The following is a 25,862-nucleotide window of genomic DNA, read 5'->3' on the forward strand; positions in this document are numbered from 1 at the left end:
CATGCAGCGCACCGACCCGCTCGTCCTCGGCCGCATCGCGGCCGTGTGCGCGGCCTACGCCGCGCTGTCCTTCGTCGTACAGAATACCTACTACCAGCACGTGCTCACGATCGTCGCGATCTTCGCGGTGCTCGGGCTGTCCTGGAACGTGCTCGGCGGCTACGCCGGCGTGGTGTCCTTCGGCCACGCGGCCTTCTTCGGCATCGGTGCGTTCGCCGTCACGCTGCTCCTGTCGGTCTGGAACGTGACACCCTGGCTCGGCATCCCCGTGGGCATGGCGGTCGCCGCGCTCGCGGCCGTCCTCATCGGCCTGCCGACGCTGCGCCTGCGCGGGATCCACTTCGCCCTCGCCATGCTCGCCTATCCCATCGTGCTGCGCTATGTGCTGGACTGGCTGCGCTACCAGGAAGTGATGCTGCCGCGCAAGGCGAAGGACACCGCGTGGTTCATGCAGTTCGACGACGTCCACGTGTACGCCCTGCTCGCCATCGCCATGCTGTTCGTCGCGATGTGCGTCTGCCACGTCATCGAGCGTTCGCGCTTCGGCCTCGCGCTGCGTGCGATCAAGCAGAACGAGCAGGCCGCGGCCGCCGCGGGCATCGACATCTGGCGCCGCAAGATGGTCGCCACCGCGATCAGCGGCGCGATGGCCGGCGCGGCGGGCGGGCTGTACGTGGTCGTGATCCGCGTGGCCGTGCCCGCGGACGTGTTCGGGCTGCACGTGTCCGCCCAGGCGATGGTCGTGACTCTCTTCGGCGGCATCGGCACGCTGTGGGGGCCGCTCATCGGCGCAGCTTTCCTCATCCCTCTCGGCGAGGGCCTGCATGCCGTGCTGGGCCACACGATCCCGGGCGTGCAGAGCATGGTCTACGGTGTCGCGCTGATCCTCGCGATCATGGTCGCGCCGGAGGGTCTGTTCTGGTATGCGCACGACCGCTGGACGGCGTGGCGCGGGAGCCGGGGATCGACGGCCGCTGCCGCGCAGGACGCAGGCAGGCCGCAACCGGCGCCGGGCACCGGCGAAGCGCCGGCCGCGCACAGCGGCTCCGGCGCGCGGCAAGGCGCAGGCACGCTGCTTCAGGTCCGCAACCTGAGCAAGTCCTTCCGCGGCGTGAAGGCGGTCGACGACGTCGGCTTCGACGTGCCCGAAGGTGTCGTCTTCGGCCTCATCGGACAGAACGGCGCGGGCAAGACGAGCACCTTCAACCTGCTCAACGGCTTCATCCGCGCTGACGCGGGAAGCGCCCTCTTCGCCGGCCGCGATCTCGTCGGCCTCTCGCCCACGCAGGTGAGCCGGCTGGGCGTCGGCCGCACGTTCCAGGTACCGCGGCCGTTCCCGCGCCTCTCGGTGATGGACAACGTGCTCGCCGGCGCGATCTCCACCGAGCCCGACGACGCGGCGGCCGTCGCGCGCTCGAGGCAGGCACTCGCCACCTTGGGCCTCGCGGCGCGCGCGGAAGCGCTGGCCGCGGAACTGAACGCCGTCGAACTGCGACTGCTCGAACTCGGCCGCGCGCTGGCCGGTTCGCCCCGACTCCTGCTGCTCGACGAGATCTTCGCCGGGCTCGCGCACGAGGAGATCGAGCAACTGCTCCTCGTCATCAGGCGGCTGCCGCGGGAGGGCGTTACCGTCATGATCATCGAACACACCATGCACGCCATGCTCAAGATCTGCGACCACCTCGTCGTGCTCGACCACGGCGTGGTCATCGCTTCCGGTGCGCCGATGAGCGTGATCAACGACCCGACGGTCGTCGAGGCGTATCTCGGCCGCAAATGGATGGCGGAACATGCTGCGGCTTGAAGGCATCAGCGCCGGCTACGGCAACATCCAGGCGCTGCGCGACGTGAGCCTCGAAGTGGCCAGGGGCCGGATGGTCGCGCTCGTCGGGCCGAATGGCGCCGGCAAGTCCACGCTCTTCAAGGTGATCTCCGGCGTGGTGCCGGCGCGCGCCGGCCGCATCTTCTACGAAGGCCAGGACCTGCTCGCGCTGGACCCCGCGGACCGCGCCGGGCTCGGCATCGCGCACGTGCCCGAGGGCCGCCAGGTCTTCAGGACGATGACCATCGCCGAGAACCTGGAGATGGGCGCGTACTGCGTGCGCGGCCGCGCCGCGAAGAAGCGCGCCGTGGAACGCGCCTACGAGATCTTCCCCGCGCTCGCGCAGCGCCAGCGCCAGCAGGCGGGCACGCTCTCGGGCGGGCAGCAGCAGATGCTGGCGATCGGGCGCGCGCTCGCGTCGATGCCGCGACTGCTGCTGCTGGACGAACCCTCGCTCGGCCTGTCGCCCATCATGGCCGACGAGATGTTCGAGCATATCGGCCGCGCGCACACGGTCGCTGGCGTCACGGTGCTGCTGGTTGAGCAGCGCGTCGCGGAATCGCTCGAATCCTGCGACTGGGGCTGCGTGCTGGACTTTGGCCGCATCACGCTGCAGGGCCCGCCGCAGACGCTGCTGCGCGACGAGCGCATCCGCGCGACCTACATGGGCATCGCGGCGGTGCCGCAGGACGACGCGGCCTGAGGACACCAACGCAAGAAAAACGGCCGCATCCTGCGGCCGTTTTTTCGTGGGATGAGGAGTGCCGTCCTTACTGCGCCTTCAGCAAGGGCGCGCGGGCGACGTCGGCCGGATACGCGACCACGGGCACGCCGTTCTGCCATTGCAGCAGCAGCGCCGGCGGATTGACCCGCACGCCCTTGGCGTCGAAGGATACCGGCCCGTTCAAGGCGGCGACCGCCGGGCCCGATTCGAGCTTGAGCGCATGCATGGCTTCGGAGACCTTCGCGCGATCGGTGGAGCCGGCACGCTCGAGCGCTTCCTTCAGCACCCAGACGTGGCCGTAGCCGAAGGCGGGATCGAAGGTCATCCAGGGCTGCCCCGTACGCTGCTTCCAGCGCGCCTCGAGGTCGCCGCTCTTCTTGGTGGGCCAGATGTTGGCGAAGACGGCGGTGCCTTCCAGGCCTTCCTTGGGCATCAGGTTGAGCATTTCCGGGTCGAACGCGCCGCCGCCGTAGATGAAGAACGGCGTGTTCTTCGGCGTGATGCCGACTTGCGCGAGCGACGTGAGGATGGTCTTGGTGTCGGGCGCGATCGCCGTCGAGAAGAAAATCATCGACGGCCTCGCCCGGCGCACGCGCTGCGCGATGGCGGTGCCGTCCGCGAGCTGGATCGCGAACACTTCCTTCGCGACGACGTTGACGCCCCTGGCCTTGAGCGCGCCTTCCACCCCGTCGGCCACGGCGATCGTGCCGGGCGTGTTGACGGCGAGGATCGCCACTTCCTTCAGGGCGCCGCCCGAGCTCAGCTTCGCGAACTGCTCGATGATAGGCACGATTCGGGGCGTGACCTGGCCGGCCGGCATGTTGGTCGCGAAGACGTGCTTGAAGCCGCGGCCGGTGAGCTGGTCCGCGCTGCCGCCGAAGAGCCACGGGATGCCCGCGCGCTCGGTGATCTCGGTGATGGCGAGGGCCTGCGAACTGATGTAGGCGCCGGCGCCGCCGACGATGTTGGGGTTGCTCGCGATGACCCGCTGGGCGGCGTTGGCCGCGTCGTCGGGGCGCGCGCCGGCGTCGGCGACGACCAGCTTGATCTTTGCGCCGCCCAGCGACTTGATGCCGCCCGCGGCGTTGATCTCTTCGACCGCCATCTCCGCGCCCTTGATCACGCGTCCGCCGTTGACGGACCACGGACCCGTGGTCGCCTCGATGATCGCGATCTCGACTTCCTTCGGCTGTGCGAGCGCGCCGGCGGCGCCCGCGAGGGCGACCAGGGCGGCCGCGAGCCGCAGTGTGAACTTGCCTGCTTGTGTCATGGATCTCTTTCGGGGTGTTGAGGGGTGCGCGCTCTCGGCGAGGCGCTCAGATGGCCGAAGCCGCGATGGTCTGGACCACGGGGACCGTCGCGCGGAAGGAGGGTCGTTCGCTCAGGCGGTCGACGTAGCGCGCGAGATTCGGATACTCGTCGCGCCAGCGGAACTCGGGGAAACGCAGGTCCAGAATGCACATCGTGCAGCCCACGGCGATGTCGCCGAGGCCGAAGCTGGCGCCGACCACGAATTCGCGATCGCCGACGAGGCGGGCCATCTCGCGCACGCCGCCGTCCATCTTGCGGCGCTGGCGCGCCATCCACGCTTCGCTGCGGTGCTCCGCGGGACGCAGGCGCTCGAAGAAGAGCAGGACGAGCGCGTCGCACACGCCGTCGCCGAGAACCTCGAGGCGCTTGGCGGCCATCACCGTGTCGTCGTCGCCCGGCGTGAGCGACGGCGTCGGGTACTTCCGGTCGAGCCACTCCATGAGGTAGTGCGACTCGTACAGGCTCGTGCCGTCGTCGAGGATGAGGATCGGCAGCTTTTCGAGCGGGTTGTAGCGGGGCGTCTGCGTGTCGGCGTTCCAGGGAACCTCCGTCACCAGTTCGAACGGGATGCCCTTTTCCGCGAGTGCGATGCGCACCTTGCGCGCGTAAGGGCTGGGTGTGGCGCTGATCAATTTCATGAAGGCCCCCGGGGATGATGGTCGTGGCGCGCGACGACAGTTGCGCACCCACTCACAGTAGCCCCCGCCTCCGCCTTTGTCAACAGGTCCGTTGACTAGTGGTTTCCCTTGGGGGCGCACCCCGAATTCTCAGGGAGAGACGGCGCCCGCAGCGCCATGGCCGAGGTAGGCGCGAACGGTGACATCGCGGCTCGCTTCGTGCGCGAGGCCCGTGAAGGCGACGCGGCCCTTGGACAAGATGCACACGCGATCCGCGACCGACAGCGCGATGCGGCTCTGTTCGGCCAGCACGATCGCGACGCCGGCAAACACCTCGGCCCGGCGCGCGAGGAACTCGTAGATGACTTCGGTCAGCAGCGGCGACAAGCCCATGCTGGGTTCGTCGAGCAGCAGCGCGACGGGGCGGGCAATCAGCGCGCGGCCCATCGCCAGCATCTGCTGCTCGCCGCCGCTCAGGAGACCGCTCGCGATGTCGCGCCGTCGGGACAGATTGGGGAACAGCGTGAATACGCGCTCGATGCCTTCGTCGAGTTCCTTCGGCGGACAGCGGCGCGATGCCAGCCCGGCGAGCTGCAGGTTCTCGCGCACCGTGAGCGGCGCCACGACCTGCCGGCCTTCGGGGACATGAATCAGGCCGGCCCGCACGATCTGGTCGGGCCGGCGGCCGCTCAGGTCCTCGCCGCACAGTGACACGCTGCCCCCTTGCCGGGGCAGCACGCCACTCACCGCACGCAGCGTCGTGGTCTTCCCGGCGCCGTTCGGCCCCAGCAGGGCGACCACTTCGCCGGCGGCGACCTGCAGGTCCACATCGGTGACCGCGCGCACATGCCCGTACGACACCGAGAGCTTCTCGATACTCAGGACGGGCGCGCGAGACGACGCTGGCACGGATGCGAGGGTCGTTGCGCTCACGGCGTGCAGTCCTTCTCGACGGCCGACGAACCGAGATACGCGCTGATCACGTCCTCCTGCTGCAGGACCTCCGCAGGCAGCCCCTCGGCGATGACCTTGCCGAAGTCCAGCACCACCAGGCGGTCGCAGTGCTGGCTCATCATGTCCACGTCATGCTCCACGACGATGATCGCGATGCCGTCCGAGAGCAAGGCCGCGATGCGCGCGAACACATCGGCGCGCTCCTGCGGGTCCATCCCGGCGGTAGGCTCGTCGAGCAGCAGCAGCTTGGGCCGGCTCACCACGGCCCGTGCGATCTCGACGCGGCGCCGCAGGCCGTACGACAGTTCGCCTGCATGCACCTCGGCAAGATGTTCCAGCCCGTGCTCGCGCAGCACCGAATCGACGGCGGCAGCGCGTTCCGCCGCGGAACCGCCACTGGCGCCCTCGTTGCCGATGCCATGCAGGCCGATGTTGACGTTGTCGCGAACGCTGTAGTCGTCGAGGAGGCGAATGGTCTGGAAGGTCCGGGACACCCCGGCACGCGCGAGTTTGTGCGGGCTGCCGAACAGGTCGGTGAAGGGATGGCCCAGCAAGGTGCCCGAGCCGCCGGACGGCTTGTAGACGCCCGAGATCACGTTCAGGAGCGTCGTCTTTCCCGATCCATTCGGGCCGATGACACCCAGCAGCTCGCCGCCGGCGCAGTGGAGGGACACATCCTGCAGCGCCCGGATGCCGCCGAAATTCATGGCGATCTGCGATACGCGGATCACGGGCTCCCGCGTCGTATCCGGCACTGCCCGGGCGCGGGCACGGACCGCGGCCTCGACCGGCGCAGAGCTCGCACTCGTGCCGGGGTCGACCGCGTCGCGGACCACCGCGGCGGGCCCCTTGCGCCGGCGCCGAAGCGCGGCGCTCGCGAGGCCCAGCAGTCCGTAGGGCGCAAACGCGATCACGAGCACGATGATCGCGCCGTTGGCGAGCGCCTGGTATTCGCCCACCACGGTCACGACCTGCGACAGGGTGGACATCACGGCCGTCCCGAGCAGCGGCCCGGCGACATAGATCATCCCGCCGATCACCGCGGCGGCGAGCAGCTGGGAGAGCAAGCCGAAACTGAAGAAGCCGGGCTCGACGAAACCCGTCAGGTGCACGTTCAGCGCGCCCGCGAGCCCGCACAACAGACCCGCCAGCGCGAAGAGCCCGAGACGGTAGGTGAACACGTCGATGCCCTGGTGACGGGCCATCAGGGCGTCTTCACGCATCGCGACGATCGCCAGGCCGAAGCGCGATCGGTGCAGGGCCCAGAGCGCCAGCACGGCGAGCACGACGGCCCCGCCGATCGCGAGGTCGCTCGACACGCGCGGAATTCCGACGCGGCCCTGCGCGGCGCCGGTCAGCGGGATGTTCAGCACGGCAGCGCCGATCGCCTCGCTGAAGGCGAGCGTGGCAATGGCGAGGTAGATCCCGTTCAGCCGCCCGAGGAGCCCGGCGAGGACCAGCGAAACGAGCATCGCGGCGAGCGCACCCCCTGTCACCGCCACCGCGAAGGGCACTTTCGCATCCAGCGACAGGATGGTGGCGGTGTACGCGCCGACCGCCAGCAGGCCGGTATGCGGCAGCGCGAAGATGCCGGCGTTCAGCAGGACATAAATGGCCATCGCCACCAGGCTGAGCACCAGGGCGCTGCGGGCCGCGAAGGCATAGACCCCGAAGAGTTCCAGAAACTGTGCGGCCACCGAGATGTGTCCCCTTCAGACCCGGTCGAGGTCGTTCGATGTCTTCAGCAGCCCGCTCGGCCGCACCACGAGGAACAGCAGCAGGAAGACGAAGACGACCAGGTCGCGGTATGAGGTGTTGATGTACGCCACCGCATAGGTCGAGGCGAGTCCGATGACCAGGCCGCCGAGCGCCACGCCCGCGACGCTGCCGAAGCCGCCGACCACCATGGCTGCGATGGCGATGACCAGGTAGGAACTCCCCAGGTCGGCGCTGATGACGTTGAAGGCCATCGCCACCAGGGTGGCGGCGACCCCTCCCATCGCACCGGAGAGGAAGAACACGCCGGTGCTCACCCGGTCCACGTTCGTCCCCAGCAGCGCGGCGACCTCGCGGTTGAAGGCCACCGCGCGGGCTTCACGGCCCCACTCCGTGCGATGCAACAGCCAGCCGAGCAGCAGCATGAGCACGGCGGTGAGCACCACGATCGTGATGTCCAGCGTGTTCAGCTGCAGGCCGCCCAGGCGCAGCGTGTGGACCGAATAGGCCTCGCGCGGAATCCGCTCGACCACGCCGCCCAGCACCTTTGCGGCCACTTCGTCCAGGAACATGAGGGCGCCCAGGCTCGAGATGAATGCCGCCAGCTGCGTGTGTCGGCGCCGAAGCAGGTGCCGGATCACGACGAAGTAGGTCGCCACGTTCAGCAGACCCGACGCCACCGCGACCACCGGCAGCACGATCCACATCGGCAGCCCCGCACGCGAGGTGAGCAGCCAGGCGAACACGGCCCCCCACGTGAAGATCGCCGCATGCGCGACATGGAAAACCTTCAGGTTGGCCAGGACCAGGCCGAAGCCCAGGCCGTACAAGCCGTAGACGCTGCCCAGGACGAGCCCGTTGAGCGTCTGCTGCGCGAGGAATTCCATGCCGCGTCCGTCCCGCTGCGAGTTACTTGCCGGCGCTCACGATGTCGCCGTTGTCGGCGAAGCGCGCCAGCGTGCCGGCCGAAATCGCCTCGCCCGTGGGCGTGAGCTGGAGGTCCAGGATGCCGTGCTTCGCGACCAGCGGCCCGGTCGAGGCGGCGGGCAGCGCGGTGCGCAGGTTCTCGCCGGTGAGCGGCTTGCCGGCCTTCTCGACGTCGGCGGCAGCGGCGGCGATGAGCCAGGCCACCTGGTAGCCGAGGCCCGCATACGCGGTCGGCGTGGCGTTGTACTTCTGCTTGTAGGCCGCTTCGAAGGCCGCCGAACGGCTGCCGCCCGGCGCCCAGGCCTGCGGGAAGACGAGACCGGTCGCGGCCTTGCCCGCGATGGTGAAGGTCTGCGGGCTCGTTGCCAGGGTGCCGGCGAGTTTGACGTTCTGCATGCCGGCGCCCACCATCTGCTGGATGATGTTGCCCGCCTGCTCCGGCAGGACGGAAAGCACGAGTGCGTCGATGTTCGCGGCCTTGAGGTTGGTGAGCACCGCGGAGAAGTTGCTGTCCTTGGTCGTCACGTTCTGCGTGCTGACGTAGTTCACCCCCAGACCTTCGAGCGTGCCCGCGGCAAGGGTTGGGAAGGACGGGTTATCCGTGGCCACGATCGCACCCACGCGCTTCGCGCCCTGGGCGATCAGATGTTTCCCCACGTTGCTGGTAGACGTTTTCAGGTCGGCCAGGCGGAACGCGTAGCCGCCCTTGTTCTCGAGCTGGCTGCCGGCGCCGCTGATGAAGGCGATCTTCGCGTCGTTGGCCAGCGGCGCGACGGCCTGGCCGATCGGGCTTTGGGAATCGCTCACCACGATCGGCAGCCGCTGCTGGGCGAACTGGTTGAACGACGTGACGGCCTTCGTCACCTCCGAGTTCGTGTCGAGCGGCTGCACGACGATTGTCGTCTTGGTCGGCGCGAGCACGCCCGACTTCGCGATGTCGGCCAAGGCGAGTTCGAAGCCATTCTTGAAGGGCACGCCGAACGAGGTCGCGGCCCGGCCCGTCAAGTTGCCGAGCAGGCCGACCTTGACTTCACCCGCGATCGACGCGAACGGCGCGAGCGGCAATACCGCGGCGCAGGCAAGGACGATACAGCGACGCAGCAGGTTTGGAAGCAATTTCACGAGAGTGTCTCCTCGGTGGATATTCAAGGGTTGAGGGTGAAGGTACGCTGGCAAGGGGTCCGCTCGGCGGCGGACTTTCAATCGTCGTTCTCGAACGGGTTCGGCACGCGGAAACCATTCGTCAATCCGCCGGTGATGGAAGGCGCCATGCGATCGAGCCGCTCCACCGTCCAGCCTCCTTCGTGGTACAGGGTCGCCTCGAACCGGGGCGGCGACATCAGGGCGATCTCGTCCCCGCCGACGAAGAAGTCCTGTCCGCTGATGTGTTCGGCCGCCGGCGTGCAAAGCCATGTGACGAATGCCGCGATGGAGTCGGGTGGCGCCTTGCGATCCCAGCCGGCGTGGCCGCGTTCCCCGATCCAGTAGCGGCCGAGCGACTGCACGAACGGGCGCCAGATGCCGGCCAGGTTCGTCGCGAACCAGTCGCCCCCGCCCGTGTTCCCCGCGGTGGCACGGGGGCGAATCAGGTTGCAACGGATGTTGAACCGCCCCTGTTCGCGGGCGATCGAGCGGGTCAGGCCCGCCAGGCCTTCCTTGGCCGAGGCGTAGGCCGAGTTGAACACCATCCCCAGGCCCGCTTCCGAGCCCGTGTTGATGATGACGCCGGCTCCCCGGGCGCGCAGCAGCGGCACGCCGTGCTTGATCATGAGGAAGGAGGCCTTGAGATGGCTGCCGAGGACCATGTCCCACTGCTCGTCGGTCAGCTTGGTCACCGGATTGCCCCCGCGCAGGCCCGCGTTGTTGACGATGATGTCCAGACCGCCAAAGGTGTCGCGAGCCGCTTCGACGGTACGCCGCGCGCCCTCGGAATTCATGAGGTCTTCGGCCACCGGAACGGCCTCGCCGCCCGCCGCACGAATTTCGTCTGCGACCAGCACGGCGAGACTCCGGCCTTCGCTGTCCTTCCCGAAATCGCTCACCACCACCTTCGCGCCTTCACGCGCAAGGTACAGCGCTTCGCTGCGGCCGATGCCGCGCCCACTGCCGGTCACGACGGCGACCTTGTCCTCGAGTCTTCGCTTGTTCATAAGAAGTTCGTCTCCTGCTTCGTTACCTGCGGCTCGACCTGCGCACCGACACCGGCTCATGTGCGGATCGAATGATGCGAGGTATGTCCGGAACTGTCAACAGGTACGTTGACATCAGTGCATACCCTCATGAACCCCTGTTCGGGAAATGGGGAACGCCGCCTTCCGGCGAGCGCGCACGGGAACCCTACGGGACTGCTATACATTCATTGGCCATACCCACCCATCGAGAGAAACCATGCCGATCCCTTCCTTCCTGAAAGCCACACTGGTCGCGTTCACCGTCGCGACCGGCGCGCCGGCATTCGCCCAGGGCACGCCGATCAATGCGCAGGCATTCGACGCGCTGGTCGCCCAGGGCCCGGTCGCCGATGCCGCGACCATTGCCGCCAACAAATGGGCGAGCGGCATCAAGCGCGCCGGCATGCTGCGCCTGGGCGCCACGCAGACGTCGAACCTGTTCTCGATGCTCAACGAGAAGGACAGCAAGATTCGCGGCTTCGACGCGGGCATCGCCCAGCTCCTCACGCGCTACATCGTCGGCGACGGCAGCAAGTTCCAGTTCACGCAGGTGACGTCGTCCACGCGGGAGCAGGTGCTCATCAACAACCAGGTGGACATGGTGCTGGCGACCTACTCCATCACCCCGGCCCGCGCCGAGAAGATCTCGTTCGCCGGGCCGTACTACACCTCGCAGGCGGGCGTGCTGGTCAAGGCGGGCAACAAGGCGATCCAGTCGTACAACGACCTCGCCAGCAAGCGGACCGCCACGCAGGCCGGCTCGACCGGCCCCGCGATCCTCGCGCAGTTCGCGCCCAAGGCGGTCGTGCAGGAGTTCCAGACGCACCAGGAAGCCGTGGACGCACTGCGCCAGGGGCGCGTGGAAGCCTATGTGACCGACTACACGCTGCTGCTCAACGTCCTGAGCCAGAGCACCGGCGACGCGCAGCTGGCGGGCGCGCCCTTCGGTCCGCAGGACCCGTACGGCATCGGCCTGCCCAAGGGCTCCGACGGCGTGGCCTTCGTCAACGCCTTCCTGAAGAAGATCGAGGCGGACGGCACCTGGGCCAAGCTGTGGACGATCTCCATCGGCCAGCGCACCGGCAGCACCAACGTTCCGACGCCGCCCGCGATTCCCTGAGCGATGGACGGCGTCCTCCGGCTCCTGGCCGAGCACGGGCCCGCCTTCGGGCAGGCCCTGCTGCTCACCTGGAAGCTCACGGCGATGTCCTTCGCCGCGGGCTTCGTGCTGGGCGTCGTCGTGACAGTGGCGCGGCTTCTGCCGCTGGCGCCGCTTCGCTTCGTGCTGACCGCCTACGTCGAGATCTTTCGCAACATCCCGAGCGTGGCGCTGCTGATCTTCATCGTGTTCGCGCTGCCCGATCTGCAGGTGCTGATCGACTATGAGCCGAGCGTCGTCCTGACGCTGGCGCTCGTGTGCTCCGCGTTCACGGCGGACTATCTGCGCACGGGCATCAACACGGTGGCCAGCGGCCAGATCGACGCCGCGCGCAGCCTCGGCATGAGCCCGCTGGTGGTCATTTTCTCGATCGTGCTGCCGCAGGCGCTGCGCTCGGTGGTCCAGCCGATGACTTCGCTGCTGATCGCGCTGATGCTGTCGACCGCGCTGGCGTCGCAGGTGCCGATGCCCGGCCGCGAACTCACGGCGCTCGTGGCGAAGCTCGCGAACGACTCGGCCGTCGGCATCGCCGCATTCGCCATCGCCGCCGCGCTGTACCTCGTCTCGGGCCTGCTCATCGCCTGGGCGGGCGCCACCCTCGACAGGAAGGTCCGGATCCTGCGATGAGCCGCGCGATGGAAGACATCCTCTTCGGGGACCTCAACGCGAAGGCGCAGGCGATCACGCGGGCCGTGAGCTTCGCCGTCGCGGCCACGCTGATCGTTGCGCTCGTGCTTGTCGTGCATCAGTTCCAGACGGCCGGCCAGTTCGCGGGCCGGCTCTGGGAATTCTTCGCATGGAAGACGACCTGGGCCTTCCTCGCGAAGGGCCTGCTCGGCACGCTGGCCTCGGCGGCCGCCGCGGCCGTCATCGCACTCGTGCTCGGCCTGGTGCTGCTGATCGGCCGGCTTTCGCCGATGCGGATGGTGCGCTGGCCCGCCGTCGCGGTCATCGAGTTCCTGCGCGGCGTGCCGACCCTGCTGCTGATCTACGTGTGCTTCCTGGTCCTCCCGTCGCTGGGGATCAAATTGAGCGCGTACTGGATGCTGACCTTGCCCGTGGGCCTCAGCACCGCCGCCGTGGTGGCCGAGGTGTACCGCGCGGGCGTGCTCGCCGTGCCGCGCGGGCAGACGGATGCGGCGCGCGCGCTGGGCCTGAGCGAAGCGCGCGTGTTCGCGCACATCGTGTTTCCCCAGGCGCTGCGCTTCATCGTGCCGGCGCTGGTCGCGCAACTCGTCATCGTGGTGAAGGACACCACGTTCGGCTACGTCGTCACCTACGGCGAGCTGATGCAGAACGCGAAGGTGCTGGTCGCGAACTACCGGTCCCTGGTGCCGGTGTACCTGGCGGTGGCGGTGCTGTACTGCGCCGTGAACTACGCGATCTCGCGGGCGAGCCGGCGGCTGGCGCGGCCGGTGCATTGAGATCGCAGGCCGGGCAAGCTGCCCGGTATGCTTGCCTGCGGTAACCCCTCACAGGAGACAACATGACGATCAGGAGACGAACCTTCGCCGGCTTCGCTGGCGCGATGCTCATCGGAAACAATGTGTCCGCGCAAGCTGCATTTCCCCAGCGCCCGGTGACGATCACCGTGCCGGTCGGGCCAGGTGGCGGCACGGACCTTCTCGCCCGCCAGCTGGGCAAATCGCTGTCGGAGATCTGGGGCCAGCCCGTCGTCGTCGACAACAAGACCGGAGCCGCCGGCATCATCGGCGCGCAGGCGGTCATCAAGACGCCGGGCGATGGGCATTCATTGCTGCTGAGTCACGACGGCGTATTCATCGCGACGCCGGTGCTCTTCAAGCGGCCCGACTTCGAACCGCAGAAGCAACTCGCGCCGATCTCCCAGGTGGCGACGCAGCCCTATGCCGCCGTCGTGCATCCGTCCGTGCCGGCGAAGAACCTGCCCGAGCTCATCGCATTGATGAAGCGCAGGAACGCGGAAGGCGCGAAGCTCGGTTTCGCGACGTCCGCCCTCGGCAGCGCCGACCACCTCACCGGCGAGAAGTTCGCGATCGCGAGCGGCGTGCAGATGCTCGTCGTGCCGTACAAGAGCACGCAGCCCGCGATCACGGACGTCGTCGGCGGCCACCTGCCCTGGGGATTCTTCTCTTTCGCCGCCGCGCTGCCGCTTGTGAAGTCCGGGGCCCTGCGCGCGCTCGCGATCAGCGCCGAGCGCCGGTCCGACCTGCTGCCGGGTGTGCCGACCGTGTCGGAGACCTTGCCGGGCTTCGTGTCGACCGCGTGGTTCGGGGTCTGGGCGCCGGCGGGGACGCCGATGGAGGTCCGCGAACGCATCGCGCGCGACATCCGCACCGCCGTCGGCAGCGCCGACATGGCCACGCTGATGGCCAGCAACGGGCTGAGCCCCGCCCTGTCGACACCCGCCGAATTCGCGGACTTCATTCGCCGCGAGGCGACGCGGACGGCGGATGTGATCGCGCGGGCGAACATCAAGGTCGAGTGATCATGCTGAAGTCACTCAAAAGCCGATGCGAAGCGCAAGGCTTCGTGCTCAATGGTTACGTCACGATGCCGAGTCCTGCGTCGACGGAGCTGTACAGCCGCCAGGGCTGGGACTGCGTCACGCTCGACATGGAGCATGGCTCCATCGGCTTCGATGCGGCGGTCGAGCTGCTTCGCGCCATCGCCGGCTCGGGCGTGGTGCCGCTGGCGCGTGTTCCGCGGGCCGACCCGACCTGGGTGTCCACCTTGCTCGACGCGGGCGTGATGGGCATCACCGCGGCGATGATCGATACGGCGGAAGAGGCGCGACGCCTGGTGGCCGCGTGCCGCTATCCGCCGCGAGGCACGCGCGGCCTCAGCCGGCAATGCCGCGCCGCGATGATCTACGGGCCGGACTACACCCAGTCGGTCGACGACGATCTCACGGTGTTCGCCATGGTGGAAACATACACCTCCCTGGCGAACCTCGAGGAGATCGTCGCCGTCGACGGGCTGGACGGCATCTACTTCGGCGGCGTCGACTACGACATGTCGCTGCGGCGCCCGGAAGCCCCGGCTTCGGCGCCGGCGGTCGCCGAAGCGCGCAGGAGGGTCGCGGACGCCTGCAAGCGCCATGGCCTGATCGCCGGAATGAATGCGAGCACGCCGGCCGCGGCGAAGGACCTGCTGAAGGAAGGCTTCCGCTTCATCACCCTGTCTTCCGACGCGGCCGCCATGACCACGCAAGCCCGCAACTGGATCGCCCAGACGCGCGAGCTCGCGGGCCAGTGACATGAGCAACGGCAATCCACGCGTCGCCCTGGTCACCGGGTGCGGCAGGTCCGACGGCATCGGCTGGAGCACGGCACTGGCGCTCGCGCGCGCAGGCGTCAGCGTCGCGGTGACGGACGTGGCCCGCGATGCCGATCCGCAGGGCGGGGTGGAAGCGCTGGTCCGCGAGATTCGCGCGCTGGGCGGCACCGCGACCTTCGCACTCGGCGACGTGTCGAACGAAGCGGAGGCCCAAGGTCTCGTCGAGCACGCGGTTGCAACGCTGGGGCGCCTCGACATCCTCGTGAACAACGCGGCCGCGCCCCACGGCGCCGACCGCAACGACATCGAGGCGATTCCGCTGGAGGCCTGGAACCGGGTGATGTCCATCAACGTGACCGGGACCTTTCTCATGTGCCGCAGCGCCGTGCCGCACATGCGGCGCGGTGGCTGGGGCCGCATCGTCAACATCGCTTCGGCGGTGTACCGCTACGGCGCGCGGCACCGCGCTCCCTACGCCGCCTCGAAGGCGGCGCTGGTCGGCTTCACGCGTTCGCTGGCGATGGACGTTGCGGGCTCGGGCATCACGGTGAATGCGGTGTGTCCCGGCTCCGTCCTGACGCGCCGCGCCATGAGCACGACGGGCGAGCAAGGCTATGCGGACCTGCAGGCCGGCTTGCAGGAGCGCGCGAAGGCGATCCCCGCCGGCCGCCACGGGCTGCCGGCCGACGTCGCCTCGACTGCGGCCTTCCTCTGCTCGGAGGCGGCCTCGTACACGACCGGCCAGGCCATCTTCGTCGATGGGGGCGGTCTGCCGCTGCCCTCCTACCAACCCGGCACGCGGCTCTGACCCTGGGAAAGGCCATCATGAACAGCCCCACGCTCGACGATCCGCAACCGGCCGGCGCCGCGACGGCGACGCTTCGGATCCGTCCGCTCTCGGAGCGCATCGGTGCGGAGATCGCCGGCGCGGACGTGCGCCGGATGGACGACGCGGCTTTTCGCGAGGTGCTCGACACTCTGGCCCGCCATCACCTCGTCGTCGTGCGGGAGCAGCATCTGACCGAGAAGGACATCGAAACCTTCGCCCGGCGGTTCGGCGAGGTGGAGGGGCAGGTCTTTCGCCTCGCGAACGGCGAGCTCTTGTCGCCGGTGCACCTGGTGTCGAACCTGGACGCCGACGGCAAGCCTTCGGTCAACCCGCACCTGAACGCCAATTACTTCTGGCACAGCGACAAGGCGTTCATGCCGAAGCCGGCCTGGGTCACGATGCTCTACGGCGTGGAGATCCCCGAGGAGGGGGGCGACACGCAGTTCGCCAACATGGCCGTGGCCTACGACACCCTTCCCGATGCGACGAAGGCGCGCATCGACCGCCTGCAGGTCCTCAACTGCTTCGACCACATGCTCGAGACCACCGGCAAGCACCGCCGCTCGGAGGAGGACAAGAAGAACTCACGGCCGACGGTGCACCCCATGGTCCGGGTGGACCCCGTGAGCGGACGCAAGAGCCTGTTCCTCACCATGTACACGAAGGAAGTCGTGGGCATGGATCCGGTGGAAGGGCGCGCCTTGATCGACCCGCTGATCGAGCACGCCACGAAGCCGGAGAACGTCTACACGTTCAAGTGGCGCAAGAACGACCTGCTGTTCTGGGACAACCGCAACCTCAATCACCGGGCCGTCGCGAATTACGACATGAGCAAGGTGCGTCGGGTTCTGCAACGCGTCGTCGTGAGGGGGCAGTGAGCTTGGCGGCGACCCGTTGCGGATTCGTCGGCCTGGGGAACATGGGCTTGCCGATGGCGGGCCGTTTGCTCGACGCCGGCCACGAACTCTGGATCCACGATGTCCGTCCCGAGCCCCTCGCGGCACTGCGGTCGCGGGGTGCGCACGCCGCGGCCGGCGTGGCCGACATCGCCGCGCGTTGCGAAATCGTCATCACGTGCCTCCTGACCGTGGACAGCATCTCCGAGGTTCTCCTCGGCGAGGCCGGACTGGCGGGCGGATCGACGCGGATCGTGGTCAATACATCCACCATCGGCCGGGGCGCCGTGCTCCGCCTGGCGCAGGCGCTGGAGTCGCGCGGCATCCAGCTGGTCGACTGTCCCATCAGCGGCGGGCCGCCGGGCGCGCGGGCCGGGAAACTTTCGGTGATGGTGTCGGGCGCCGACGCGGCATTGAGCGCCGTCCGCCCGCTGATCGACTGCTGGGGCAAGGTCACGGTGGCTGGAAACGCGCCGGGCATGGCGCAGGCCCTCAAGCTCACGAACAACATCCTGTCGGCGGTGGCCATGGTCGCCAGCGCGGAAGCTTACGTGATGGGCGGCAAGGCCGGCCTGGACCCCGAAGTCATGACGGCCGCCATCAACGCCGGCAGCGGACGCAACAGCATGACGCTCGACAAGATCCCGCTGGCCGTGCTCGACCGGAGCTTCGCCTTCGGCGCGCCGATCACGACACTGGTCAAGGACGTGGAACTCGCGCTCGAGCAGGGCGAGGCGCTGGGCGTTCCGATGCGGCTGTGCCGCATGGCGCACGCCATCCTCCTGGACATGCTCGAGGCGGGCATGGGCGATGCGGACATCACCGAGGTCGTGCGATTCGTCGAGCGCTCGGCGGGGTTCGAATTGCCGCGTACGCGCAGCGCGCTCTGACTATTTCGGGCGATCGCATGTCGCTGTTCTTCGATTCGCAGCGCGACGTCCCACTTGTCCACAAGCGCTATGCTGCGCAGCAGGTCGCCATCGAATCGAAAAACGCGCGTGAAGCGATGCGGCGTGCGCGCATTGAGAAACCACTACGCGCCGCGCAGGCCGCGCTCCGAAATCGCAGCATCGAAGCATCGAATGCGGCCAGTTCGCTTGCCAAGGGAGTCCGCGAGCGCGTCGCGGACTCGGGTCTCGTCGTCCCGTTTTCCAGCTGCTGAATCTACCGCGTCTTGACGCTCGTCGCGACCCAGGCCCAGACTCGCAAGCTGCGAGGTCATACGGCCGAGATCGTTCGCTTTCCGTCATGTCTGGTTCTGGCCGAGGCAGACGTTGACGTGAGGTCAGGCGCCGAAGAGTGAATGTCTGCTTCAGACTGAGGGCGGTCACTCGGATGCAAGGCTTGAGTGCCCGCGCTACTCGGGACCGGTCGCTCGACCTTAGCCGATGCGATCGGGTCTGAGCAAACAGTCAGGCGTCAATCCTTGCTTAGGTGATGACGACTGCTCACAAGAGCGCTGACAGGCGCCGATCAGTGCCCAGCGCGAGCAGGAGGAGCGATCAGATAGGAGCTGAAGTCGAGGTACCAACGACAGGCAATGACGAGGTAGCACGGATAGCATCCGAGTTGGCTGTTGTGGCTTCGACTGAAACGCGGCCGAGAAGTCGGCGCCCGTGCTCTCCGGCAGCGGTGTTAGGGCGATCGCATTTCACCTTGGGGCGCTTCGATTGCTGGCCGGAACCATCCCAGCTCGTACGCGCATCACTGTCGCTTTCGTGGCGTCCAGCCGTAAGGGACGCGGATCGTTTCGTTGCCAGCTTTTGCGAACGACGAATACTTGATCGTTAGCAGCGCTTCCGGTACGACCATCTCGTTGGCGAGGTACTTCTCGAATTCGGTGATGCGCATCTTGCGGTACATCGGCGCTGCGCCGATCTCCGGTGCGTAGTCGGGGTCATCCATCCAGAAGATATCGGCGCCGCCGCAATGCACCGATTTGAGCATGTGGTCACCCGGCCTTCCACCGGCCTTGGACACGACATCGACGACCACCGCGTGGCTCTTGCCCGGTAGCGCATGGAAGCGCGCAATGTCCGGGAGCAGGCACTCCGCGATGAAGTCAAAGCTCGGCTTGAGGTCTGCATGCTGCTGCAAATCAAAAAGGGGCTGGAACTTATCCATCTTGAAGTCCTTGCGCAGTCGGGCGTCTGGATCGAAGAAGACTTCGAACAGCATGCCATCCAGAAGTGCCTTGCGTCGCTCAGCCTTCAGGCCAGTTGTGCGGGTCATGTAGTTTCTCAGGTAGGCAACCGCGTCCCTCGACCCGCCACATGCAGCTTGATAGATGTTTCGCCCGATGACGAAAAGGGAGTCCAGCGAAGCACGGCCCGCTACTGCGATTGTGAAGGCTTCGATCGCGGGGTTCTGCCGATACCAGTCATGAGTCTGCAGGCCTTCGATAACACGATGCGAGGCCTTCTTGTCATCGATGACGAAGAGCTTGTCGCGCAGCGACGTGTCGGCGTACTCGTCGATGCGCGCGCGGAGACTCAGATTGAAGAAGAACTCGCCGGCGAGGGATGTGTGCTCCCAGGAAATCTGCTTGCCGCCAGTCGCCGTGCTGAGGGAGTTGCGGACTCGTTTGAACATACCCTCGATCGAGCAGTCCGGTGTGTCCAGATGCTGTAGCAGCGCGGCCGTGTAGGCACCGTTTCGGCCTCTACCATCGCTGGCAGTCTGCCCCGGCGAAGTGGCATAGGCGACGATGGTCCCTTTCGGCGCATAAACAGGCGCCAATCCGCGTGCCTCGATCGCGCGTGACCACGCTTTCTCGAACGGATTGTTGCGGCAGGCATCGAGAATGATGATGCTGGACGCGTTTTCGCCGCGCTCCATGACCTCGATGACTTGATTGAGCGGGAGTGAGGTGTGCTTGGCATTGATATCGTCAAAGAAGCCTGTATCGATTGCCGTTAGATAGTTTTCGCCTTTGACCTGCAGGCCGTGACCGGCGAAGAAAAACAGGCCGACATCGTTGTCCTGCAGGTCTTCCTTAAAGTCCTCAAGCGCACGTTCCATCTCCTCATGCGTGCAGTTCCCCTTGGTCACGACAGTGAAGCCGCACGCGGTCAGTTTGGCCGCGATGTCAGCGGCGTCGTTAACCGGATTTGTGAGAGGTTTGGTGTTCGTATAGTCCGCGTTGCCGATCAAGAGGGCGGTGAGACGGCGGCTCATGGGCGCAGTTCCCCGCCGTTCTCTTCGACGGCCGCACGAACCAGTTCGCGAACGCCGCGCATGAATTCGATCGCCGGCGCGGTGTTGACGGTGCCCGGGACGGGCGCGGCTAGCTCGTAGATTCCGCGGATGTCACTGGCACGGCGTGCGGCGGAACCCTTGCCTTTGTGCTCGAGGCCTCGCCGCCAGTCTTCAAGATGCTTGTCGATCAGGCGCTGCAATGCGAGCTGATGCAGGCGGTTGAACACGACCTGACGGATCGGCGCGATGGCTTGCTGTGCTTCGTCGGCATCGTCGGGTGACCGCGACCACTCCATCGGGTTGTCGAGGAAATTCGCCACCTCCTCGGTGATGCGGCCGACCAGATCGGCAACGGGGCGGAGAGAGTCGTACTCGACGCCCATCTCGGTCGAAATCTTGCGGTTGAGCGCCTTGATCCGGGTCCAGTGCTCGGCGGGCAGGGTCGCGCCGATGGAAAGACCCAGACGGGCAGCCCACGCCTTCTGGAAGCTGTCCGCGGCGCGCTGCACGGCGAAACCGAGACCCGAGGCATCGTAAATCGGTTTCGCGTCGGGCACCGGCGGCGGCTCGACCGATCTCTCCACGAAGGCTATTAGCTGGTTGAGCTGCGCCTTGACGCCGGGCGGAAGTTTGGTACTTGGCCCGTCCAGGGCTCCGAGCATGAAGGTCTGCTCGTCGATGGTCCGTTCCATCGCCGTCACGATCGGCGCATTCAGCACTTCCTTCAACTTCGACAGGTAGTTGTGCACCGAGGCCAAGACGTGCGTGCGCTTGTCCGCGAAGGTCGGCAGGTTCAGGCCCTTGACCTGGTCGAAGTGCGTAAAGGCGATCAGCAGTTTCTTGTTGTTGCCGCTTGATGCGACCGCTCGCAGCACCGACTGGGCGGCGGCTTGGATGGGCTGTTCGGCGTTGTCCACCAGCAGGATCGCATCGACTTCGGAGAAGCGGCGCGTGATGTGCGTCGTCACGCTCGTGGAAGAGTCGGGGGTATGGCCGAGCCCCTGACCGTCGAGCAGCACGACCTTGGCCCGATAGTCGGTGTAGGTCGGAAACAGCGGACCCATGACGCGGATGCCGTCAACGAGCGGCGTCAGCAGCTTGCCGAACGAGGGCGCGAAGTTGCTTGAGAACCAGCGCACCTGCTTCAAAAACTCGGCGCGGTCTCCGGTGGTGTAGACCCAGGTGATCGGCCACTTCGCACTGGCGCCCTGATAAGTCAGCTCGCCGCTCTTCAGGGCTTCAAAGCGCTGCCGCGCTTCGTCCAGCACGTCATGGACGATTTCGTGGAACTGCTCATCGTCGAAAAGCTCGCCCTGGAAAATTTCGAGTGCGGCTTCGCGGTCCTCGGCGGTTGCCGCGTGCGGATCGGGGAGCAGCGCGTCACCGATAGTCTTGGCTTTAGCCGCGGCCAGCTTCGTGATGCGGCCGACATAGTCCACCAGCCTGGCCTGCAGCGCTTCGGCATCTGCGCCTGAGACCGCTTCGTCGCTGTTGGCCGCCGCAGCTGCGGCCTCGTCCGGCGTACCGAAATCCCACTCGTCCGCCGCGGTCTCGGCGGGCAGATTCTTGCGCCACGAACCGAGCAAGTAGCTCAGCCGGAAGCGCTGGTCCGGGTGATGCAGGAAGCGATCGGCGATCTTGTCTTCGGGGAGCTTGTCCCACACTGCCGCGCAGGCGTTGAGGATGCAGTCCTCAATGTTCGCCTGAATGACGGGCTCAGAGAAGAAGGTCACCGCGGCGCGGAACTCGCCGGCTGCCGGGATGACCTCGATGTCGGAGACGGTGGTCTTCGCCGTCGAGGTCGAGGGAAAGCGGTCGAGTTCCGGGTCCGAGCCGATCATATGGCGCAGTAACGAGGTCTTACCGGCGCCCGTCGTGCCGACGAACAGCGTGCGCGCGTAGCCCTCGGCTTTCCCGGGCAGGGGAATGATGCTGTCGCGGGTCTCGAGCGAGTTGGCGATGCCCGCTTGGATGCCGTCGTAAAAGGCGGCCACGATACGGGGATCGAACGTCTGCAGCGCTTCCTGGTGCTTCGCTGCCGTCCACCATGCTTCGTCCTGCAGGAGCTGATTCATCTCGGCAACCAGATTCTCTGCCTTGGTCTTGTCGTCGGTGCCAAGGCCGCGACGCATCTTCAGTCCCGGTTTGCCCTTGGAATCGAGCTTCAGCGGATGCCGAAAGCTGATGCTGAAACCTGGGCGGCCGGGCGTAGTCGAGACTGAAGCAATGTTCTTGGCCATGTTAGTAATCCTTGCTGTTCCGCGTTGTACCGTAATCGGACTCTAGGTCGTCCACGCGCTGCCGTCAAGTGCCTCGGAACAATGCGGAACAACAGCGTGCCAGCAAGGCGCTTAGCGCTTGCTTAGTCGCGAATGTGCTGACCACATCAGAATGCACTGGGCCATGGTATTTGACAATGTCAGATAAATATATAAACTTCTGTCCGACATTGTCGAAAGGATGGTGCCGTGCGCGACGACCTTCATCACTCGCTCCCCCAGACGCATCCTTGGCGCAAGGTTGTCGAGGTAGCCTGCGCGCCCGGACTTGGCGGCGACCTTGTTGACGCGCTCACCCGAGCAACCTGGGCCAAGGCAGACTGGTTGAAGGAGGCCTGGGGCAAAGAGTTTGTGCAGGTTCTGAGCACGCCACAAGGTGAGCTCTTCGGGACCGAGCAGATGGAACGAAAGCTCTTGGCGCTCGAAGCGTCATGCCCGTCGACGGACGCCCGTCGCGCCCTGGACATCGCCTTTGGCGAGATTTGGAGCGGCCAATCGAACGGCGACCTCAAGGACCGAGTCGTCCGGGCCGCACTCGAAATAAGCGCAGAGGACGGCATTGAAGGCGCTGTCGCGTGGGTTGCCGACATCCACCACGAAACGCAGGTCCGACAGCTCAGGGCGGCCCTTCTGCAGGCCCTGCCGAAGTGCGAACTCCGACAGCCGCCAGCACCGAAAGTGCGGAAGCACAAACCGGCGATCGAACAGAGCCTGAACGCCGCACTCAGCCTGCAGGGGGTCTGACAAATGTCGCAACCCACTCCGCTCGTCACCAAACAGCCCACGCGCTCACTACCACAGCGCACCCGACGAGTTCGTCCGACCGTGGTTTCAGCGCCGGCGAAGGAAGCCACCCGCATTGACGCGAGTCACCTCCAGCGCTACTGCTTCACGAGCAACGACGAAGTGCTCGAGGACTTGACCTCAGTCCTTAGCGCGGTGCGCACGGCCGACCGCTCAGTGGTTCGCCACTACGTAAATGGCTGGGCACGTAGCCTCGCCGTCAGCGCACCGGTGAGTGACCTCAAGCTTTGGCGTTCCCCTGAAGTCTCCCGAGCACTTGCAGACACCTTAGGGTTCGTCACCGCAGACCGCTGGTCGTTTGGTTTCACCTATCGAAAGCCGAGCAAGAGCGGACCGCGCCAAGACCACCTCGTGCAGCCGCCCCAACAGTCTCGGGTGTTCATGCCATTCAGCAACGGCTTGGACTCGTTCGCTATCGCCAAACTGCTTCAAGCAGAATCAGCTTCACTCGAGTTGGTCCTGGTCAATGTCCGTGCCAAAGACAAGCCGACTAAATGGAGCAACCTAGGCAGGAAGAAGAAGCTGGACTTCCAGACGGTCGAAGTGGCCGCATATACGCCTGAACCCCATCGAGCCGAGCTGAGCTTCCGCTCGCGTCCGTTTCTCTACGACCTCTTGGCCGCGTACGGCGCCGCCATTGCCCAGCCGGCGCGCGTCGTAATTCCCGAGAACGGCCAAGGCAGTCTCGGAGGTTCGTTGGTGCCACTCGGTGCCGAAGCGCCTCACCGTAGCTGCCACCCGGGGTTCACCGCCCGAGTTGCCAATCTCATTCGCCTGCTGACGAAGACAGAGGTTACTTTCGATCACCCGGCTCTCTTCCTCACGAAGGGGCAGGTTCTCGCCGGCCTGGCGAAGAACGACACCAACGTCGCCGTCTGGCTGGCGACCCACCGGTCGTGCTCGTACGACGCCAGGCACGCGAGCAGCGGCAAGAAGGTGATGCACTGCGGCGTCTGCGGCAACTGTGTTCTAAGGCGCGTTTCGCTGCAGGCGGCAAGTGTGATCGACTCGACCACGTATCGAGCCAGCAACCTAAGCGCGACTACCTTCGAGAAGGCCTTTCCCGCGGGCGTGCCGCACAACTTCAAGGCCAACCGAGACCTTGCGCTTAACAGCGTCCGGTCTATGCAGCGACTCGCTGACCTGGCCACTCAACCTCGGGCCGTGCGTGTAGAGGCGGAAATCGCCGCTCTAACGCGCGGACTGAACGAACCAATCAAGGACGTGAGAGAAAAGATGGACGCATTCCTTAGCCAGCATCGAAGAGAGTGGTTGCCATTCGTGGAGTCCTGCGGGCGCAAGTCCTGGATAGCAGATTTCGCAGGGAACTGACATGGCCACCGACGCGAATACCCGAGCGGAGGCGCTCGGCGCGAAGCTCAGGCACGCCCGTTCACTCCACCGCATCACCCAAGAAGCGGCCGCATCCAAGTTGGGCATGGCCCGAACGACCCTTGTCGCTATTGAGGCAGGCAAGCGTTCAGTCTCAAATCAGGAACTGCGTCAATTCGCTGAGCTGTACGATGTCCGCGAGAGCGAACTCATCAACGACGACCCTGTACTTCTCGAACTCGAGGTGGAGTTTCGTAGTACCGCGACCAAGTCGCAGGCCGGCGACGAGGTGATGGTGGCGAGCATGCTCAATCGGCTTGCCAGCTCCGCACTTCAGTTGGAAGCGCTACTGGGCCAATCTCCCGCGCGTGTGGATTTACCTGCGGTCGTTGTGTCGAAGTCGGGCTCCCTGGACCTTCAGGCCGAAGACGCGGCGCTGCAACTGCGCTCCCGGCTAGGCATCGGGTTGGGGCCAATTCAGAACATGTCAGCGCTGATGGAGTTCGAGATGGGTCTGCGGGTCTTCGAACGACCGCTGCCTTCCAAGACTTCTGGCGCAGTCGCCTTTAATGAAAAGGTTGGCGGCTTCGTGCTCCTGAACTCGCTACATCCGCCCTACCGACGGCGAGTTACGGAAGCGCATGAGGTCGGCCACGTGCTAACTCGGCAGACCGGCTTGGTCGTTCACTTCGAAGGTGAGACGCACCAAGGCCGCACTGAACGCTTCTGCGACCTCTTTGGCATCGCATTCCTGGCGCCGGCAACTGCGGTTCGCCGGAAAGCCAAGGAGCTCAAGGACATGTTCGTGCAGTTCTCCGTGAGGCAACTCCTGATGATGGCGGTGTTCTTCAACATCTCCATCGAGGCCATGACGCGACGCCTCGAGTCGCTGGACATGTTGCCGGCGGGCACCTTCGAAACTTTGCGCAAGCAGGGCGTCGGCCTCGAACATCGCCGCCGCGTGGCCGAAGAGATGAGCGTCGCCGATGGTATCCAGCCGTTCACGCCGCGCTCTCTTCTTCTCGCTGGCGTTGCGTACGAACGAGAGCTTCTCTCCGAGCAACAGATTGCGTCGATGCTCGAACTCAACCTGGTGGACGTTCGACGCGCGCTCCAGGAGCGTGACGGACATGGGGGGGAGGTGGTGCTTGACCTTGCTGAATGACTATCTGCCAATAGGAGTGACCATTCTCGACGCTAGCGTGCTCATCAACCTGCTCGGCTGTGGCCAATGCGTGGCCGTACTGGAGGGCCTTGGCGAGAAGTGCTTGATGGAGGAGCGAACGCTCAAGGAAGTCTGCAAGCACCCTATCCCCGGCTTCGACCACGCGGAGACACTTCGTATCCTGCGCTCTTCAGGCACGCTTGAGGAAGTCCGCATGACGGATGAAGAGTACGAGACCTACCTGACGTTCGTGTCGGGACCGCTCGGAACGCGGCTTGACGATGGCGAGAGCGCGGCACTGGCAATCTCGAGGCGAGGGGCCAGCATCATCATCGACGAACGCAAGGCTCGGCGCCGAATTGTCGCGGACTCCACGTTCGCCAGCGGTGTGGCAGTGGCGAGTACCTTGCAGCTCATGCTCACAAGCGGTCATCGGCAGGCGTGGACCGTTCGAAAGATCCAAGAGCTCGTGAATTCCGCCCGCCAGCACGCACGGATGGGGGTGCCCAAGGAGGACAGCGCCCTGTTTGAGAAGCTCATGAAATTCGAAGAGAGGACCTAAATTGCACCAGGGAGGAGGGTGTCGGAAATTCTGTGTGCGAGGCATAACATGACGACAAGGAGCATGAGTGCCACGCAAACCGAAGACCAGCGCTGCGGCGCAGAAGGCGGAGCATCCGCCGATCCCGGCTGAATTGCT

24 protein-coding genes are annotated in these 25,862 nt (G+C 66.1%); 15 read left to right on the forward strand and 9 right to left on the reverse strand.

Annotated elements, in window-relative coordinates; translation table 11 throughout:
* Position 1: 1 nt before the first annotated feature.
* Together AB7E83_RS16555 and AB7E83_RS16560 are read left to right on the forward strand one after the other, a co-directional pair.
* Positions 2 to 1,804 (forward strand): ABC transporter permease subunit, encoded by a 1,803-nt coding sequence (locus tag AB7E83_RS16555; RefSeq protein WP_428571369.1) that lies wholly within the window; start codon positions 2 to 4, stop codon positions 1,802 to 1,804.
* Positions 1,791 to 2,525 carry an ABC transporter ATP-binding protein gene (locus AB7E83_RS16560; protein ID WP_428571371.1) on the forward strand — a complete coding sequence of 245 codons (735 nt, stop codon included), beginning with the start codon at positions 1,791 to 1,793 and terminating at the stop codon, positions 2,523 to 2,525. Before AB7E83_RS16555 ends, AB7E83_RS16560 begins: the two co-directional genes overlap by 14 nt.
* A gap of 67 nt (positions 2,526 to 2,592) precedes the next feature.
* On the opposite strand, the gene AB7E83_RS16565 is transcribed toward AB7E83_RS16560, so the two are convergent.
* The 7 genes from AB7E83_RS16565 to AB7E83_RS16595 all read right to left on the reverse strand — a co-directional run bounded on the left by AB7E83_RS16565 (position 2,593) and on the right by AB7E83_RS16595 (position 10,221).
* Complete coding sequence (locus AB7E83_RS16565; RefSeq protein ID WP_428571373.1) at positions 2,593 to 3,816, reverse strand: ABC transporter substrate-binding protein; 1,224 nt, start codon at positions 3,814 to 3,816, stop codon at positions 2,593 to 2,595.
* A 46-nt stretch (positions 3,817 to 3,862) separates the two neighbouring features.
* On the reverse strand, positions 3,863 to 4,495 hold the full coding sequence (locus AB7E83_RS16570) for a glutathione S-transferase N-terminal domain-containing protein (protein WP_428571375.1): 633 nt from the start codon (positions 4,493 to 4,495) through the stop codon (positions 3,863 to 3,865).
* A gap of 129 nt (positions 4,496 to 4,624) precedes the next feature.
* Complete coding sequence (locus AB7E83_RS16575; protein WP_428571377.1) at positions 4,625 to 5,407, reverse strand: ABC transporter ATP-binding protein; 783 nt, start codon at positions 5,405 to 5,407, stop codon at positions 4,625 to 4,627.
* Positions 5,404 to 7,125: an ATP-binding cassette domain-containing protein gene (locus tag AB7E83_RS16580; RefSeq protein ID WP_428571378.1), complete on the reverse strand. Its 1,722-nt coding sequence runs from the start codon at positions 7,123 to 7,125 to the stop codon at positions 5,404 to 5,406. Before AB7E83_RS16580 ends, AB7E83_RS16575 begins: the two co-directional genes overlap by 4 nt.
* 15 nt (positions 7,126 to 7,140) lie before the next feature.
* Positions 7,141 to 8,031 carry a branched-chain amino acid ABC transporter permease gene (locus AB7E83_RS16585; protein ID WP_428571379.1) on the reverse strand — a complete coding sequence of 297 codons (891 nt, stop codon included), beginning with the start codon at positions 8,029 to 8,031 and terminating at the stop codon, positions 7,141 to 7,143.
* Between the two features lie 22 nt (positions 8,032 to 8,053).
* Positions 8,054 to 9,193, reverse strand: coding sequence for an ABC transporter substrate-binding protein (locus AB7E83_RS16590; RefSeq protein WP_428571381.1), 1,140 nt, complete (start codon positions 9,191 to 9,193; stop codon positions 8,054 to 8,056).
* Positions 9,194 to 9,270: 77 nt separating this feature from the next.
* On the reverse strand, positions 9,271 to 10,221 hold the full coding sequence (locus AB7E83_RS16595; protein ID WP_428571383.1) for an SDR family NAD(P)-dependent oxidoreductase: 951 nt from the start codon (positions 10,219 to 10,221) through the stop codon (positions 9,271 to 9,273).
* A gap of 238 nt (positions 10,222 to 10,459) precedes the next feature.
* Between AB7E83_RS16595 and AB7E83_RS16600 the strand changes: the two genes are divergently transcribed.
* The 9 genes from AB7E83_RS16600 to AB7E83_RS16640 all read left to right on the forward strand — a co-directional run bounded on the left by AB7E83_RS16600 (position 10,460) and on the right by AB7E83_RS16640 (position 17,546).
* Entirely contained in the window at positions 10,460 to 11,362 is a 903-nt protein-coding gene (locus AB7E83_RS16600; RefSeq protein WP_428571385.1) for a glutamate ABC transporter substrate-binding protein, read from the forward strand.
* Between the two features lie 3 nt (positions 11,363 to 11,365).
* Positions 11,366 to 12,028 carry an amino acid ABC transporter permease gene (locus tag AB7E83_RS16605; RefSeq protein ID WP_428571386.1) on the forward strand — a complete coding sequence of 221 codons (663 nt, stop codon included), beginning with the start codon at positions 11,366 to 11,368 and terminating at the stop codon, positions 12,026 to 12,028.
* Positions 12,025 to 12,825, forward strand: a complete 801-nt coding sequence (locus AB7E83_RS16610; RefSeq protein WP_428571388.1) for an amino acid ABC transporter permease — start codon at positions 12,025 to 12,027, stop codon at positions 12,823 to 12,825. Before AB7E83_RS16605 ends, AB7E83_RS16610 begins: the two co-directional genes overlap by 4 nt.
* A gap of 62 nt (positions 12,826 to 12,887) precedes the next feature.
* Entirely contained in the window at positions 12,888 to 13,868 is a 981-nt protein-coding gene (locus AB7E83_RS16615; protein WP_428571390.1) for a Bug family tripartite tricarboxylate transporter substrate binding protein, read from the forward strand.
* Between the two features lie 2 nt (positions 13,869 to 13,870).
* Positions 13,871 to 14,638 carry an HpcH/HpaI aldolase family protein gene (locus AB7E83_RS16620; RefSeq protein WP_428571392.1) on the forward strand — a complete coding sequence of 256 codons (768 nt, stop codon included), beginning with the start codon at positions 13,871 to 13,873 and terminating at the stop codon, positions 14,636 to 14,638.
* A 1-nt stretch (position 14,639) separates the two neighbouring features.
* Positions 14,640 to 15,467, forward strand: a complete 828-nt coding sequence (locus tag AB7E83_RS16625) for an SDR family NAD(P)-dependent oxidoreductase (protein WP_428571394.1) — start codon at positions 14,640 to 14,642, stop codon at positions 15,465 to 15,467.
* 17 nt (positions 15,468 to 15,484) lie between these two features.
* On the forward strand, positions 15,485 to 16,366 hold the full coding sequence (locus tag AB7E83_RS16630; RefSeq protein WP_428571396.1) for a TauD/TfdA dioxygenase family protein: 882 nt from the start codon (positions 15,485 to 15,487) through the stop codon (positions 16,364 to 16,366).
* 2 nt (positions 16,367 to 16,368) lie between these two features.
* Complete coding sequence (locus AB7E83_RS16635) at positions 16,369 to 17,274, forward strand: NAD(P)-dependent oxidoreductase (RefSeq protein WP_428571398.1); 906 nt, start codon at positions 16,369 to 16,371, stop codon at positions 17,272 to 17,274.
* 17 nt (positions 17,275 to 17,291) lie between these two features.
* Positions 17,292 to 17,546, forward strand: coding sequence for a hypothetical protein (locus AB7E83_RS16640; protein ID WP_428571399.1), 255 nt, complete (start codon positions 17,292 to 17,294; stop codon positions 17,544 to 17,546).
* 542 nt (positions 17,547 to 18,088) lie between these two features.
* On the opposite strand, the gene AB7E83_RS16645 is transcribed toward AB7E83_RS16640, so the two are convergent.
* Positions 18,089 to 19,561, reverse strand: coding sequence for a caspase family protein (locus tag AB7E83_RS16645; protein WP_428571401.1), 1,473 nt, complete (start codon positions 19,559 to 19,561; stop codon positions 18,089 to 18,091).
* On the reverse strand, positions 19,558 to 21,822 hold the full coding sequence (locus AB7E83_RS16650) for a hypothetical protein (RefSeq protein ID WP_428571403.1): 2,265 nt from the start codon (positions 21,820 to 21,822) through the stop codon (positions 19,558 to 19,560). The genes AB7E83_RS16645 and AB7E83_RS16650 overlap by 4 nt, the downstream gene beginning before the upstream one ends.
* 228 nt (positions 21,823 to 22,050) lie before the next feature.
* Between AB7E83_RS16650 and AB7E83_RS16655 the strand changes: the two genes are divergently transcribed.
* From AB7E83_RS16655 to AB7E83_RS16670, 4 genes are read left to right on the forward strand one after another with little or no spacing between them, the layout of a single operon-like run.
* Complete coding sequence (locus AB7E83_RS16655; protein ID WP_428571404.1) at positions 22,051 to 22,605, forward strand: hypothetical protein; 555 nt, start codon at positions 22,051 to 22,053, stop codon at positions 22,603 to 22,605.
* Between the two features lie 3 nt (positions 22,606 to 22,608).
* A complete protein-coding gene (locus AB7E83_RS16660; RefSeq protein ID WP_428571406.1) occupies positions 22,609 to 23,997 on the forward strand; it encodes a hypothetical protein in 1,389 nt (462 codons plus the stop codon).
* Between the two features lies 1 nt (position 23,998).
* Complete coding sequence (locus AB7E83_RS16665; RefSeq protein ID WP_428571408.1) at positions 23,999 to 25,162, forward strand: ImmA/IrrE family metallo-endopeptidase; 1,164 nt, start codon at positions 23,999 to 24,001, stop codon at positions 25,160 to 25,162.
* Entirely contained in the window at positions 25,146 to 25,724 is a 579-nt protein-coding gene (locus AB7E83_RS16670) for a hypothetical protein (protein ID WP_428571410.1), read from the forward strand. The genes AB7E83_RS16665 and AB7E83_RS16670 overlap by 17 nt, the downstream gene beginning before the upstream one ends.
* Positions 25,725 to 25,862: the final 138 nt, after the last annotated feature.

The sequence above is a fragment of the Ramlibacter sp. genome (assembly GCF_050250995.1).
GTDB lineage: Bacteria > Pseudomonadota > Gammaproteobacteria > Burkholderiales > Burkholderiaceae_C > Ramlibacter.